This is a genomic window from Bradyrhizobium viridifuturi (assembly GCF_001238275.1).
Classification (GTDB): Bacteria; Pseudomonadota; Alphaproteobacteria; order Rhizobiales; family Xanthobacteraceae; genus Bradyrhizobium; species Bradyrhizobium viridifuturi.
Genome location: NZ_LGTB01000005.1, coordinates 128,377 through 142,100 on the forward strand (window position 1 = coordinate 128,377; position 13,724 = coordinate 142,100).

12 protein-coding genes and 1 pseudogene are annotated in these 13,724 nt (G+C 57.8%); 7 read left to right on the top strand and 6 right to left on the bottom strand.

What is annotated here, in order from left to right; genetic code table 11:
* Window positions 1–97 precede the first annotated feature (97 nt).
* Complete coding sequence (locus ALC15_RS06810) at window positions 98–1,126, top strand: LLM class flavin-dependent oxidoreductase (RefSeq protein WP_050626620.1); 1,029 nt, start codon at window positions 98–100, stop codon at window positions 1,124–1,126.
* Window positions 1,127–1,560: 434 nt separating this feature from the next.
* Here the strand turns inward: ALC15_RS06810 and ALC15_RS06815 are convergent, their stop codons facing one another.
* Complete coding sequence (locus tag ALC15_RS06815) at window positions 1,561–1,884, bottom strand: hypothetical protein (RefSeq protein WP_050399848.1); 324 nt, start codon at window positions 1,882–1,884, stop codon at window positions 1,561–1,563.
* 446 nt (window positions 1,885–2,330) lie between these two features.
* On the opposite strand from ALC15_RS06815, the gene ALC15_RS06820 reads away from it, so the two are divergent.
* Window positions 2,331–2,705, top strand: a complete 375-nt coding sequence (locus ALC15_RS06820; protein ID WP_050399849.1) for a hypothetical protein — start codon at window positions 2,331–2,333, stop codon at window positions 2,703–2,705.
* Window positions 2,706–3,403: 698 nt separating this feature from the next.
* Window positions 3,404–3,649 (top strand): hypothetical protein, encoded by a 246-nt coding sequence (locus ALC15_RS06825; RefSeq protein WP_050399920.1) that lies wholly within the window; start codon window positions 3,404–3,406, stop codon window positions 3,647–3,649.
* 572 nt (window positions 3,650–4,221) lie between these two features.
* Here ALC15_RS06825 and ALC15_RS44050 read toward each other — a convergent pair.
* Window positions 4,222–4,368 carry a hypothetical protein gene (locus tag ALC15_RS44050; protein ID WP_157347997.1) on the bottom strand — a complete coding sequence of 49 codons (147 nt, stop codon included), beginning with the start codon at window positions 4,366–4,368 and terminating at the stop codon, window positions 4,222–4,224.
* 139 nt (window positions 4,369–4,507) lie between these two features.
* Between ALC15_RS44050 and ALC15_RS06830 the strand changes: the two genes are divergently transcribed.
* Entirely contained in the window at window positions 4,508–5,230 is a 723-nt protein-coding gene (locus ALC15_RS06830; RefSeq protein WP_050399850.1) for an outer membrane protein, read from the top strand.
* 315 nt (window positions 5,231–5,545) lie between these two features.
* Here the strand turns inward: ALC15_RS06830 and ALC15_RS47525 are convergent, their stop codons facing one another.
* Window positions 5,546–5,707, bottom strand: a complete 162-nt coding sequence (locus ALC15_RS47525; RefSeq protein WP_347336276.1) for a helix-turn-helix domain-containing protein — start codon at window positions 5,705–5,707, stop codon at window positions 5,546–5,548.
* A 135-nt stretch (window positions 5,708–5,842) separates the two neighbouring features.
* Window positions 5,843–6,450: pseudogene (locus ALC15_RS47530) on the bottom strand (autoinducer binding domain-containing protein); the annotation flags it as partial.
* Here ALC15_RS47530 and ALC15_RS43150 point away from each other — a divergent pair.
* Together ALC15_RS43150 and ALC15_RS06840 are read left to right on the top strand one after the other, a co-directional pair.
* Window positions 6,366–6,635, top strand: a complete 270-nt coding sequence (locus ALC15_RS43150; RefSeq protein WP_128089453.1) for a hypothetical protein — start codon at window positions 6,366–6,368, stop codon at window positions 6,633–6,635. The pseudogene ALC15_RS47530 and the gene ALC15_RS43150 overlap by 85 nt on opposite strands.
* A gap of 985 nt (window positions 6,636–7,620) precedes the next feature.
* Window positions 7,621–8,337 carry a sulfite exporter TauE/SafE family protein gene (locus ALC15_RS06840; protein ID WP_050399851.1) on the top strand — a complete coding sequence of 239 codons (717 nt, stop codon included), beginning with the start codon at window positions 7,621–7,623 and terminating at the stop codon, window positions 8,335–8,337.
* A 954-nt stretch (window positions 8,338–9,291) separates the two neighbouring features.
* Here the strand turns inward: ALC15_RS06840 and ALC15_RS06845 are convergent.
* The gene (locus ALC15_RS06845) at window positions 9,292–10,605 is read right to left on the bottom strand and encodes a DUF2130 domain-containing protein (RefSeq protein ID WP_050399852.1); all 1,314 of its coding nucleotides are present in this window, start codon (window positions 10,603–10,605) and stop codon (window positions 9,292–9,294) included.
* A gap of 476 nt (window positions 10,606–11,081) precedes the next feature.
* Between ALC15_RS06845 and hemN the strand changes: the two genes are divergently transcribed.
* Window positions 11,082–12,416, top strand: a complete 1,335-nt coding sequence (gene hemN, locus ALC15_RS06850; RefSeq protein WP_050626582.1) for an oxygen-independent coproporphyrinogen III oxidase — start codon at window positions 11,082–11,084, stop codon at window positions 12,414–12,416.
* A gap of 597 nt (window positions 12,417–13,013) precedes the next feature.
* On the opposite strand, the gene ALC15_RS41580 is transcribed toward hemN, so the two are convergent.
* Entirely contained in the window at window positions 13,014–13,532 is a 519-nt protein-coding gene (locus ALC15_RS41580; RefSeq protein ID WP_094193716.1) for a hypothetical protein, read from the bottom strand.
* Between the last annotated feature and the right edge of the window lie 192 nt (window positions 13,533–13,724).

Consider the following 13,724-nt stretch of genomic DNA (forward strand, 5'->3'; position numbering starts at 1 on the left):
GCAGAATAGCCAGATCGGCCAAGTGATGCGTTCCACGTCCTTGAGGCCGAAGGCACAAAGCAACCAGGACTCCCATTCCAAAATCGGAGATGATCGAGTGAAAAGCGGCCTTCCCTCAAGACTGAAATGCGCAATCTTTGACCACTTGGACGACGACGGTCGCGATATTGCGCGACAGTATGAAGATCGTCTCAAGCTGGCGGAGGCGTGTGATTCTCTGGGCTTTTACGCTTATCACCTAGCGGAGCACCACTGCACCCCTCATGGCAGAGGGCCCTCGCCGAACCTGTTTCTAGCAAGTCTTGCGCAGCGCACCCGCAGGCTCCGCTTTGGTCCGCTTGTTCTGCTGCTCAACCTCTATCATCCGTTGCGCGTGTTCGAAGAGATCTGCATGCTTGATCAATTGAGCGGCGGCAGGCTCGAACTCGGTATCGGTCGCGGCTCCCAGCCGATCGAATGGGGCTATTTCGGCATCAGCGCAGGCGCGGCGCCAAGCCGCTATATGGAAGCCAGCGAAATCTTAAATGTTGCGCTGAAGGGCGATACGTTATCCTACCAAGGAAGCCATTTTGAGCTGAACAGTGTACCCTTAACTTTGAGGCCTCATCAGCGACCTTCTCCACCGACCTGGATCGCCAGCAATCGGCCCGAATCAGCGGAATGGGCCGCGGCAAATGGTGCAAATCTGGCGTGTGTCGGCCCCGCCTCTGCTGTCCGAAGCATTACGGATGCTTTTCGTTGCCGTCGGGCGCGCTGCACAGCCGCGGACGATCGAGAGCCGTTCCTGGGGTTGGCTCGTATGATCGTGATTGCGACATCTGACGGAGAAGCTCATGCGGCTGCCGAAGCCGCTTATGGACAATGGCTGGATAGCTTTAAGTTCCTTTACGAGCTAAACGCCACTCCGACGCCGCCGGCTCTGCCGCTGTCGTTCGATGCAGCGCTGGAGAGCCAATTGTGCGTCGTCGGGACGCCAGCTTCCGCCCGACAGCAGCTTCTTAACCAGATGGAAGAGGCAGGTACCAACTACCTACTCTGCCAGCTTGCATTCGGGAGCCTTCCGCTCGACACTTCACTATACACCGCGAGCGCGATCAGAGCCGAAGTCATCGATAGCTTTGGCTGACAATGTCTATTCAACTTCGCTACTGTGGGACGCCCGGCCCCTTCTTGGCATGCCGTACGTGCCCATTGACGTACGATCAAGGCGTTCTTTCTTGCTCGACGGGAGATCCCAAACTCATAAGGATATAGGCGCGACCTCAAGCATCACGTTGCCGGCCGCGCAGCCGATGTCGTCGGCAGCGACATGAGACGTTGAATAGCGTTGGCATCACAAAGTGGCTCAACCCGTATGCGAGCTTGTCTTATGCGTCGTCCAGAGCAGGTCAAGGATAGTCGCGCGCGCTATCCGCGGACTGGATGCATCCCATCAAAACTTTCGATTTTACGGATTTCAGCCAAATGCACCATAGTCGCTCACCGATTTCCGGAAAGCATCTTTGACGAAGCTCGTGTGACCATGGACCCCCTTTGCTTTCTGCCAAGTCGCAGGCCGGCTCAAGCCTTTCGCGCCCACATCACCAACGATATCCCTCGACCTTTGAAACCGCGCCACCAGCGGTCCAGCTTCAGCCGGATGGCTCGCCGAACCGTATTGCCCTCATTCGAAGTAGCCGACAGCAATTTCGTCATCCTGAAGGCGTCGCCGAAAATTAGGTGCTTCTCACGCGCATTGGTCGGGTTGCATGCGTGCGTCGCATAGAAGCCAGGCAGTCGCACCGGCTCTTGCGTCAGCCTCGGCAAGGCTTGTCGGCCTGACCAGGCGGACAGCCCCGTTACTTTCGCGATGTTGCGATTCTCAAGCAATGCAACGTCAGCCATCTGACCTTCTCAAACACAAAAAGGACGCGCTGGTATCAGCGGCGCATACTGACTTCGATTTCGGCGACGCGAAAGGCCATGCGACAACACTAGCCGCCCACTTACGCCCTTTGCTCGCGGGGCTCTCATGCCGCCCATCCACTCCACGCTGTTTGGTGTGTTCCGCCTATGCCAACGGCGCTCCTGCGAGGTCGGCCAGCGTGGAGTACGCCGGCTCGATAGCTCAATCAAAGACGGGCGTTCTATCAGGCAGCGCACAGCGCTCTATAGCGACCATACCTTCTTCAGGTCTTTCTGCGAGGCCAGCCCGTCCCTTTCTTTGGTTGCACATGCGCGAGTTGTCTTGTGCAGCGGAACTTTTGTCGCTCACCGCATCGGCTGCCTCGCAAATCGGAACGCACACAAAACTACATGCCAATTTCGTCTAATTAATCTGGAGCAACACTGTGGAACTTGACCCTTCGAATTCACGTATGCAGGACCTTGAGGATCGCATCGACCTGCAACTCGATATCGTGGCCACTCTCGTACGCGAAGGAAGCAACGAGCTCGAGGCAATCCAGCTGCTCAACGCACTCACGAACGAAATGATATCAGCGGAACTGGCGCTCGGCCAGCTCGGCGATACGAGCACCGGTGGCCTTCCTGGCGACGGGCGAGCAGCGCGAATGAGACGGGACCATGGCGTTTACGATCCAGAAGAGCTTCAAATCTTGGGGCGCCTTCTAGATCAGGCAGTGGCCGCCTTACCGCCTGCACTGCGCACTCCGGCCAACCAGACGCGGATTGCCAGATTGATTCTGGCACGTGCGGCGGGCTGAGGCCGCTTCGCTCCTCGGCGATCGACGGCCGCTCAGTGAAAGCTTCATTGCTGGGCTGACCGTGGCGGTGCTCTCCTGCCCACGGATAAGGCCACTTCGAGACCGTGGCTCACCGCTAGGTGAGTGAGCTGCTTCCACGTGCTGATCATTTCGCCTCGAGGAGCGAGACATTCATCCGATTTTCGCTGCACTACACTTCAAACGCTTGATCATGGCATGTTACACGCTCGCAGTTTGCTCCAGGGCAGATAGGGGGACGCGCGATCCGCGATATTCGCGCGAGGCGCCGCACAGTTGACCGCGCCTTCCGATATTCGGATCTTGGCAGCATAAGCTAGCTCCCTGATCGCGGCCGCATTGTTCTAAATTTGCGGGCCACCTGATATTTCGTCGCCAGAACGATTCCTGGCAGATCAACGCAATTGTCGCGATAGCTCGTGCCGGGCCTAAGAGACCCTGCGTTGACATTTGCCTCTTTGTGCCTCGCATCTTGTTGCCAATTCAGAAGCGTCCGACTTTCCCTGGCACTTCGACATTGGGTCATCCGGACTTCAACAAGCGGCACTATAAAGGTCGCTGTAGGATCGACACACATTTTGGCTGTGGCTCCGACTTCTTGCCGCTCAAGACAGGCCGCAGCTCGTCGGCACGCTCCGGACGAAACTTTTACCTTGTACCAGGAGTCGAGGAGTTTTGAGATGGATCAGGTCATATCCGGCCAGGTGCAAACACCGGAGATTATCGAAAGCATCGCATTTGAAAAAGCGTGGCGCTTTGTCGAGAAGGACCCAGTTCTTGCGCATCATCTCAAGACGTTCCTTCACCGCCGCTTGCGAGCATTACTGGAGTGCTCGATCAGGACCGGCGAACGGAATACCCTGCATCTGGCAAACGAAGCGATACGCAATTTACGAGCGGAGCTGGCGTCGCCGAGTAAACAGTAGAGGTTCGTCGCTCCAGCTGGCCGGTACCCTTGTTATCGGCAGGAACGAGACCGTATCGTCAACTCCGAAGGGGCAGGTCGTGGTCGATCTGAGTTTTCCCTGCTCATCTTCTACGTCGATGACAGCATCAAGGAGCCCTGCTTGTGCAGCTCTCGTGGTCCCCACATCAGTAGGATAGAAGCGGGAGCACACCGACAACGAAGGCGCGACAAGCACGCGCTGTCCCGGCTTGACACAATGCGCACCGTATCTTGTAGCTTGGCGCGCGTCTCGGCAATTTCGATGCGGGCTTCACCCAGCGCGGTGACGAACATTCTGCGGCAAATGATCTTGGCGGCGCACCAGCTCGATTGGCTTTCCTGGCGCAGCAAGAGCAGTTACAGCGCGCCCGATGCCGCTCCGGATCTTGAGGATGGCCGAATTTGGATCGATCAATGCCTCTGATGGATCATTTCCGACGTTACCACAATCTTAAGTCGCCACACGACTCCTGACTCAGGATAAATTCAACTCTCATCCCGATAGGGACGCCTTCATCTGTGCGGCTCATGACGAAACCCGCTGAACGACGCTCAGCCGGATGTATCGCCAGGAACCTGGTTGTGGCGGTGCTTCAGCAAATGCGCTCGCAGCATTGCGCCGCGCAGTGCCATCACGATCGCATCGCCTTCAGGTAAAGGCGCCACGAATGTTGCTGCATTTTCGTCGAGGCGTCGCAAGTTAGGCGCCTCAAAACCTGACGCACCGTGCGTTTCGACCCATTTCTTGCGGAGGAATGTTGTGCCTCAGTTACAGCAATTCGCAATCATGTTGTTAAGACGCACGGCGCCGGGGGCCATCAAAAGGAATGACACTGGAATGAAGAGATTGCTGATTCTGATCGCAAGCATCGCACTCGGCGCTGCAGCTCCCGCATTCGGCGCAGACCTCGCCGGGCAGCCTGTCAACATCAAGGCCCCCCCATTTCCGGTGGTAGCCCCGATCAACGACTGGAGCGGCTACTATATCGGTCTCAACGGCGGCTGGGGATCGAGTCACAATTGCTGGGATTTCAACGGCGGTACTTCCGAGGGCTGCCATAATTCGACCGGCGGCACCGTCGGCGGACAGATCGGCTATCGCTGGCAGATCTTCAGAACGGTGTACGGCATCGAAGGTCAGGGAAACTGGGCCAACTTCAGCGGCTCCAATGTCAGCAGTGCCTTCCCAGCGGACACCATTAGCACCAAGACAGATGCATTTGGATTGCTCACGGGCCACGTCGGCTACGCGTTCAATGCCGTGCTGCTTTACGCCAAGGGCGGTGCGGCGGTGACCAGCAACACCTATCACGTCAACTCAGTGGCCAATGGCACCGAGCTTGGCAGGAATAACGATGTGCGCTGGGGTGGCGCGCTCGGCGCTGGTGCGGAAGTCAGCCTGACGCCGAACTGGTCGGTTGGCCTTGAGTATGATCACTTGTTCATGCAGGGCAGCAACGTAAGCTTCCCCACGGCTATTGGCTTCGATCGCGTTCACCAGGACATCGATCTTGTCACGGCGCGGCTCAACTACAGGTTCGGTCCGACGTTGGCAAAATAGCGAACCCCACGCGCGCAAGCGTTAAATCGAGAACCCCGACTAACGGTCGGGGTTCTTTCTCGAGATGCTCTACCGCCTCGCAACCAGCCAGCGCAACCGGCTCGAGCTCGCCTAGGCTTAGATCACTGGCTGGCAGAGCAAACCGCAGGCACACCCGAGGGCACCAAACCAGTCGGCTTTACATGCGTCGTCGAACTCCAGAACCTCACGCAACGTGAGTTTCACGTCGCCTGTCTCAACGAAGCAATGTTCGAATGACATGAGCCTTGCCAGGGCTTGGCGTCAATCGCACTTCCTGGCAGTGAGGATGGGATCTCAAAGAATATTGAGGCGAATGGCGATAGCTGTCGCCTGGATCCGGGTGGTCGCACCCAGTTTTCGCATCGCATTCTTGATATGGAAATTGACCGTATTAACGCTGATTCCTAGGATCATGCCGATTTCCCAGGAAGATTTCCCTTCTGCAACCCACCGCATGCAACTGATCTCCCGTTGCGATAATGCAATTTTTTTCCCACAGCCGCCATTGGTGGATCGAGCTATCTCGCCACAGGCGCTGTGAAAGAGCGAAGCCAGGGCGTTGAGATGACCGATGCGATCCTGAGGATCAGCATCGTCGGACGGAGACGCAAACGACACCACAGATACTTGGCCCAACGGGCCAAATAGGGGCACGCTCATGCCATGCTTCAGGCCAGCCTCCCTGGCTCATCCAGTACACGTCTCTCGTCCGGTTGAAGCTGATAATGATCAGCGAGTTGGTCCCACAGAAACGGACGCGAATGCATCGGCGTCCGCCGGACCACCGGATCGATGGTGTGGTACTTGCGTTTGAAGTATCGATCGCACCAGGCTGGCGGCCAATTCACAGCGACAGTCGGCGGCGGATACTCAGCCAACCGAAGCGGCTCGACGAAGTTGATGGCGCCGTATGCAACTTCACTGAATCCTTCCTCGGTGGCACGGTTTACAAGAAGATCGAACAACGCTCTCAGCGAATGCGTCTTGTTTGCGCACTCGGTGAAGCTAAAAAGATCCACGATGGGCGCTTCGGCACGCCGGTCCGGCTCGCCATCGCTGCGTTCGCTTGCGTTTGTTTCCGGCGGATCCAAATTCCGTTCCATGAGCTGAACTCGTGAGGCTGGAGCGCGCGCTGCGTCAGACGCCATTCCCGAATTTGTCGCCTTCCGCCAATTGCGGCGCGATAATTGTCCTGTCATGCGCCGGGGTCCGGCCGCTATCCTCGTCGGACACCGGACGGCACGCCACGACCGAAGCGTCGTCGAATTCCATCCGATTGATTTCGCTCGCCGATGACCAGAAGGCTAAGCAGGCGATTACCGCATTGTCGTTCGTGTCGATGGTCTGTGCCCTGGACGCTGCCCCAATGCTGAATCGCTTTTGATACGACGGCCATGGCAACCCCGATGACCCTTGATATCCAGCTGGCGACACCAACAAGCTATGAATAACAGGATTGTCTCTGTCCAAGGAGCGACTGTGCTGCCCGAAAGACGCGTGGCTTTGCCTCAAGATCAAGCACGATGATATCCTGAACGTTGAGCTTCGCGATTTGGGCGAAATGGAGCACGTTGGCCAACTTGACGGCGCCGGGATCGACCTTCGCAGTTCCGACATCGGCTTTCTGCTTCCTCCCGACGGAAAGGTCATATTTTCTTCCCCATCCTGCGAATTTCTGTCGCGGATTCTTCGCGGATCCTTCGTCCTTCGACGGCGTCGGAAGCGCAATCGGCGACCAACACGGAAGAGCCGAGCCAGCAGGTGACCGCGTGATATAACGGCCCCTCGCCTGATCAGGGGCGTTAGAGAGGTCCAGCGCACCTGAATTGAAGGCACAGATGATCCGCGCGCCAGGCGAGCAACTGGAGATACGCGCCGAAACGAGACCTGCCGGCTGCAGAGGACGCCTTGCATACGCATCTCCATAAGGGAGAGGACCTAGCAGCGCATCAGCAAGTGTTGTACCAACTGGAGACCTCTCCGAATCAAAACAAGAAATTCAAGACAAGAGCCGTTCGGCGCACGCGCGCTTGGAGCAATAGCGACATCTGGAGGAAACGCGACAGCGCCACTTGCGCAACCCTCCCGCGGCCTGGAAAGAGTGCCGCTCGGCGCGGCGCCCCCCCAAGCGCCTTTCAAACAGCCAGGCGCTGGCGTACCACTTTCACATCCTGGTCAAGTACCAAGGCTGGCAATTGAAGAAGCCGACCCACAAATGGCAATCGTCTGGCAACCTTAGCCGGTGCCAGGTGCGGCGCGGCCTCCGATTAAGCGCTCGCTTGGACTTCTTCCCTCGTGGAAAGACAAATTCGAACTCCATGGAGCTAGGTGCAAGGCAGGCGAAGAACTTTTCGCAGGGTAGATGAAGTATGCTTTCTCTGTTCTTCGCAATTATCTCGCTCCTCTATGCAATGGTTGGTCAGGCGGGTGGAACCGCGTTCCTAGCGCTCATGGCGTTTTCCGGCTTGCCTTCTACAGAGATGCGCCCGACGGCGCTTGGCCTCAACATTGTTGTCGCGAGTTATTCCACGTGGTTCTTAAACCGCAACAAAGTCATCGACTGGATAACGCTCCGGCCGCTTCTATTGTCATCAATGCCGGCAGCACTTGCCGGCAGCTTGCTGGTGCTCGGGGAGCACGTTTACAGGACGTTGACCGGTCTTGTGCTCATTTTGGCGAGCGCTGTGATGATTGTTCGGCGTGGGAGCGTTGCCCATCGTGTTTGCGAAACTCCGCTCTGGGGAAGCGTAAGCATTGGGGCGATCATCGGGTTGGTTTCTGGTCTGACCGGCGTGGGCGGCGGAGTATTCCTGGCGCCCGCGCTCATGACATTGAAGTGGGCGTCAGCCAGGCAAGTCACCCTGCTGTCGCCTCCGTTCATCCTAGCGAACTCCACAGTGGGCTTCGTCGGAGTTCTTCTCACAGGCCAGCTTCCGTGTTCGGATTCGGCTACTTACGCAATCGCTGCACTAGGAGGAGCCGTCGCAGGAACGGTTGTCGGCCTGAAATGGCTGAGCGAAACAGCTATCAGGTTGATGCTCGTGGCGGTTCTTCTCATTGCCGGCGTGCAGTTGGTTCGCACCTAAAAGCTGTTCGATCTGCCTTTGCTGGGGGCTTTCGTTGCGATCATCAGGCTCATGACGACAGCCGGAACGGTTCCAAAACGTCGACCTAATGCCCTGAAGCAGAACAGATGCGTATCGTCGGACCTGGACGCGCCAGCGAGCGCGGAGGGTGACAATGCCCGCTCTTTGCGATTCCGGCACAGCCTGCAGCCTGGTTGGGAATTGGTGAACTCGCAGCGCTCACAACGGCGGGACCGAATTAAAGCGCCCCGACGCACCTGCCGGGGTTGGAAGTGCGCCGGGGCAGCCCCAACATCATCAGTACATCCGTGACGATGCTTGGCGCAATGAGACAAGCGGCGTGGCGGAATTGAGGCTCATCCATACTTATGACGTGGAGTGCAAAATATTTTTCACGCCGGTTCGACGGCTCTTGAACCTCACGCTGCGTCACGTTGTACGATCTCGCACCCTGAGTTTCATCAACCGGGACTCCTTGTCTGAAATCCCAGCCAGAAGAGCTTTCTGCTCGATGCATCTTCGCGGAGGCGCCGCGCCAAATTCTTCCCGGTCCTCGTTCGCGTGTACCATTTTATCCTGCACGACTAGGCAACTCGGAACACTGTATCGCTTCCGAAAGTAATTCCCGCCCAAGTCGCGGAAACCATTGCAAATGGGTTCAGATCCCGTCTGCGCAAGTTGAACAGGCCTGACCGACAAAGATGCGGCAGATTGTCTAGCTTCAATGGCAGGCATAACCGCGGCGAGAAGCGACGACTATCGCTCCTCGACGAGCCTTTCTGCCGCAAGAAAACAACATCGACGCCGAGACCCGCTGGCGCTTTCTCCACCAATACGTGCAAGCGTGTGGAAGAAGCTATTGCGCGAGCCCAGCGGCGGTAGCACGCCCACCTGTCAGTTCGAACGGGATGCGGGAAATCAAGCTGAAAGGAGCCAACTCCGCGTCGCTTTTGATTATGAAGCTTTGCGTTCCGATTGGGCCGAGCATTCCAGCAGCGGTGCATCGAGGCTCGGGATTTCCGGCATCGCCTTGCCGGCGATCGCCTGAAGGTCACCAACCATGCCAACGGTAGATTCGATGACAGAGAGGATTTGCGTCTCGCGCTTGGCCCATTGGCGGCCCATGAACTTGCGCTCCTTGTCGAGATCTTCTCGCATGTCGTTGAATTTTTCAACGACAGCTTCTACCCGCTGGCGGAACCTGGTGCCGGTCAGATACCGGTACACCTGCTCCATTTTGGTTTGCTGGCCTTGCTGCACCAGGCGCGAACTGCTCAAATCAATCAGCCCCTGACGGAGCGCGATCGCGACCGCAACAGCACAGCGGGGATGAGCAACCCATATTCCGTCGATCAGATCGAAAAATTCGACGTGCTTCGGCAGCGCCTGTGAAATGATGAGAGCCACATCTGCGCCACACCGCCTTTGGTCGTCGCGCAGTTTCCCGAGCCAGCCGTCGCTCCATGCCTTCGTACGCTTGGTTTCCCAAAGGATGAGGCCCGCAGGATGACCGATTGAACCGTTGACCTGCTGGACCACGTCCGCACCCAGCTCTCCCTTGCCGATCGGCTCGATTGTATCAGTGGGAAAACGGCTGCGAAGCAGCTCTTCGAGCTCGAGCTCAAGCACTTCGCCCTGAGATTGCTGCGAGCCCTGCTCAGCCTTGCGCTTCAACTCTTCGATCGTCCGCGCCATGGATTCGATCGTTTGATCCTTCTCGAGCACTCGAAAGCGGGCGGCTTCGTCCGCTTCATGCCTGGCTTTGGCCCGGATATCCGCGATTGAGGCCTGCACGCGCTTTTCGATGGTCAGATCGAGTTCACGTTTCTCTTCGTCAAGGGCACGTTGCCTGCGGATCAGTTCGGCCTGCGCCTGCTGCGCCTCAGCAAGTTTGGCATTGTTGGCCTCCAGGCTTTGACGAAGCTCGGCCGCTTCGGCAGCTTTTGCCAGCAGCTCGGCCGCCGCGGCCTGCCGAGCCTTCTTCGCTTCCATGGCGACGAGTTCGGTGCGCTCGGCCGCCAGGCGCGCGGCCACCTGATCCTCGATCTGTTCGCGTTGTCTCGCCAGTTGCTCCTGCTCATGGCGCAAGGCCTCGGCCTTGCGGGCGACCTCGGCATCCTTGTCCGCCAATTGTCGCTGAAAATGTTGGCGAGTTTCCTCGATCAGGGGAGCAGCAAGAGATTCGGTGAGGTGAATCTCATGATTGCAGTTCGGGCAATTGAGAATAGGCTGATGCGCGGCGCCCGCCGCGGGTGCTTTCAGGTTCATGAGCCCTCCTGGCCAATTGGCCCTGTGCTGCCGGCCCAGCGTGGCGCGGACTACCAACCGGATTTAGCGTGATTTCCTGACTCGATCGAACGCCTGGGGCATCCACATCAGCTTTTCCACCGAAAACACCTTGAAAGGTTGAGGTCGACTGGTTCGCCGCCGGCAACGTACAAAAGCCCCTGCGTTGGAGAATGCAGACAATGTGCGCTCCGATGAATGATTGTTCCTGCGCACAATGATTGGGCGGATCGAGCTCGGGCGGCCGAGCTCATGTGAGCCATTTGTTCTCTTACCGGGTGCAAATGATGGCTGGCGCCTGACTTTCTCACCGCTCCCAGTTCGCAGGCTGTCCTGGCAGCTACATCAAAGAAGGGTCTCGAGCTTCAGGAATCAGGGCAGTGTTTTTTGACTTAAAGCAAAGACAGAGCAGAGGATATCCGTCAGCCTGATAGCGTATCAGCGCGGAAAGGTAAGCGTTGCAGACCTCACTCTTGAACAAGTATTGCGATGCTCGCCTGCCCTGGTACACCATCTACCCAACGGTAGCGGATTTCTCTGCTGCGGTCGGCGCCACGACCTGTGAGGCGTGGTTGCGGCGGCTGCCGCCAGACGAATCCGTATCGGTCTACCTTCACGTTCCGTTCTGCCGGTCGATCTGCTGGTATTGCGGCTTCCCAACAAGCCTCACTCACAGCGAGCGGTCGATTCGCAATTACCTGCTGACGGTACGTGAGGAAATTCGTCTGGTCACAGAGCAAACGCCTCACGGTCTTCCAATGAGCGACCTGCATTTTGGCGGCGGCACGCCGACTACCATCCCACCGGCCGATTTCTTGGCTCTGATGGAGCTTTTGCGCCGCTGCTTCGCGTTCAGCAAATCGACCGCGCTCGCCGTCGAGATCGACCCACGCACGTTCACGGCCGAGATGGCGGAAACCTTGGGAGTAGCGGGCGTCAGCCGCGCGAGCATCGGCGTACAAAGCTTCGATCCCGTAGTTCAAAGGGCGGTCAACCGTCTCCAAAGCGAAGCGCAGGTCGCTTTTGTCGTCGAACGCCTTCGCCAGCATGAAATAAGCCGTATTAATTTCGACCTGCTCTTCGGATTGCCGCATCAGACCGTGCAATCCTGCGTGAACTCAGCGCAGACGGCTTTGACTATGCGGCCCGACCGCCTTGCGGTGTTCGGCTATGCCCATGTTCCCTCTTACATGAAACGTCAGCGCCAGATCGACGAGGCGGCGCTGCCCGATAATGTTGCGCGCGCCGAGCAAGCTGTAGCCATGGCAGATACGCTGGTCTCCGCCGGATATCGCCAAATCGGGCTCGACCATTTCGCCCTCCCGGACGACGAACTCGCGCACGCGCAGAAAACCGGCCGGCTGCGCCGCAACTCGCTGGGCTATTCGGCCGATACGTGTAAAACGGTGATCGGCCTTGGTCCGTCAGCCATCGGCCGTCTGCGTGACGGTTACGTCCAGAACGAGACGGCAACAAGTTCCTATTGCCGGCAGATTAGTACTGGCCATCTGGCAACCTTAAAGGGCCACTGCCTCACCGCCGAAGATCGCCTTCGGGCCGAAATCATCGAGCGGCTGATGTGCGACTTGCAGGCCGATGTGGCGGCAATCTGCGTCGCCCACGGATTTGATCCAATTCCTTTTCTTGATTCAGCCGACCGCCTGGAAGCGCTTGCCGAAGACGGGATACTGGACATCCAACAGGGTTTTATCCGGGTCAAGCAGAAGCACCGTTTTGTCATTCGCGCCGTTGCTGCCGCGTTCGACGCTCACCTCGACCGCATACCCTATTAACAAGCTACGTATGTGAGCAGATCCACAATATCAACGCGAATGGCCAAGGAGCAATCGGCGGAGCGCCTGTGGCAGCCAGGCGAGATAGTCATTATGAGGCGTAGCAATCAATTCCAAACTGAGGCCGCAAACTCGAGTCGCCCCCTTGTCGGGACGACCTCAAGCGACGAGTATGATATTCTTCCTAGAGAAATAGTCCTGTTGTGGAGCTTGACGGCTTCTGTTTAGGCCTACTGGAAGCGGCACCCGAGTTGACGAGAGACGCAGATTGCGCGGTTCTGCGGAGCGCTTCAGTAGTACATCGGCCTCATCTTGTGCGGCTCTCGAAGGGGCATCGGAGCGCGATCACCATCACTTCAGACAGTGCGTCAACGGCAATGATCTGACTACAAACACTTGTCCCGCGGATTTGCCGTTCAGGACCGCTATGCGAGACGCACTCTGCCCACCTGGCAATAATACCTCAAGGAAGCGAACCCTGGCCTCCGGAAAGCCCGGCGCCGTCGCGGCCCTTAGGTCTGCAAGCTGCATCGCAAATGCGGGTGCAAACCGTGGGCACGGTTGGGGTTATGGCCAAGCCTGTAGCCGATCGAGACATCAAGGTGCGCTTGCCGTAGGTGCTGCGATCACTGGCGCGCCCCCAACGGAAACAGGTCCTTGTGGTGTGGATTGCCCAAGGCGTTTCTTGGCTCGGCTCGAAGCAGCTTGGGCCGATGATGGGGCAGAAATGGAGGGCGTAGAGGCGCCAGGCATTGAATTCCGCAGCGACTCGATCTGCGAAGTCAGCACGCTGATCTGATCCAGGATCCCTTTGAGGTCATTCCGCGCGGCATCGACCCTGCGGTTCAGTTCTGCGATCTCATCGCTAGCCTTCAGCTGTGCCCACTTTACCTCGGACAAGGAAGCTTTGTCATCCAGTGACGACCTCATGATTGAAGTGACTTGGTGAGCTTCCGGCGTCACGACAAACTCCCCGAGGTCAGCCCAAAACCAGGCGACAGCAGCACTGGAACCGACGAGGACAAGGAGAAGCACCAAAACCCGGACAATGCGTCGAGACCGCCCTCTCAACAGCGGTTGCAAATCCGAAGCGACCGCATCGTCAATCATCAACATCGCCCCTCGTCCAGCATTCTTCTTTCGGCCGGCTCGCTTCGTCGATCCGAGCGCTTGCGGTGTCCGCGCGCTCCAGCGATCTCGACTGCCGATAATGTCATACTTCGCGGACCTCCTCGTCCGCTCGCCCATCTGCTTCCTGTGAGGCGCCCGTGTGCCCACGGAGTGGCTTTGTGCCGGGCTCCTGTATCA

What these genes read in the sequence shown, in the direction of transcription:
- ALC15_RS06815 (WP_050399848.1), bottom strand. Translation starts at nt 1,884, where the DNA reads ATGGCTGACGTTGCATTGCTTGAGAATCGCAACATCGCGAAAGTAACG.
- ALC15_RS06840 (WP_050399851.1), top strand. Translation starts at nt 7,621, where the DNA reads ATGCTTTCTCTGTTCTTCGCAATTATCTCGCTCCTCTATGCAATGGTT.
- ALC15_RS06845 (WP_050399852.1), bottom strand. Translation starts at nt 10,605, where the DNA reads ATGAACCTGAAAGCACCCGCGGCGGGCGCCGCGCATCAGCCTATTCTC.
- ALC15_RS47525 (WP_347336276.1), bottom strand. Translation starts at nt 5,707, where the DNA reads ATGCGGTGGGTTGCAGAAGGGAAATCTTCCTGGGAAATCGGCATGATC.
- ALC15_RS06825 (WP_050399920.1), top strand. Translation starts at nt 3,404, where the DNA reads ATGGATCAGGTCATATCCGGCCAGGTGCAAACACCGGAGATTATCGAA.
- ALC15_RS06830 (WP_050399850.1), top strand. Translation starts at nt 4,508, where the DNA reads ATGAAGAGATTGCTGATTCTGATCGCAAGCATCGCACTCGGCGCTGCA.
- ALC15_RS41580 (WP_094193716.1), bottom strand. Translation starts at nt 13,532, where the DNA reads ATGTTGATGATTGACGATGCGGTCGCTTCGGATTTGCAACCGCTGTTG.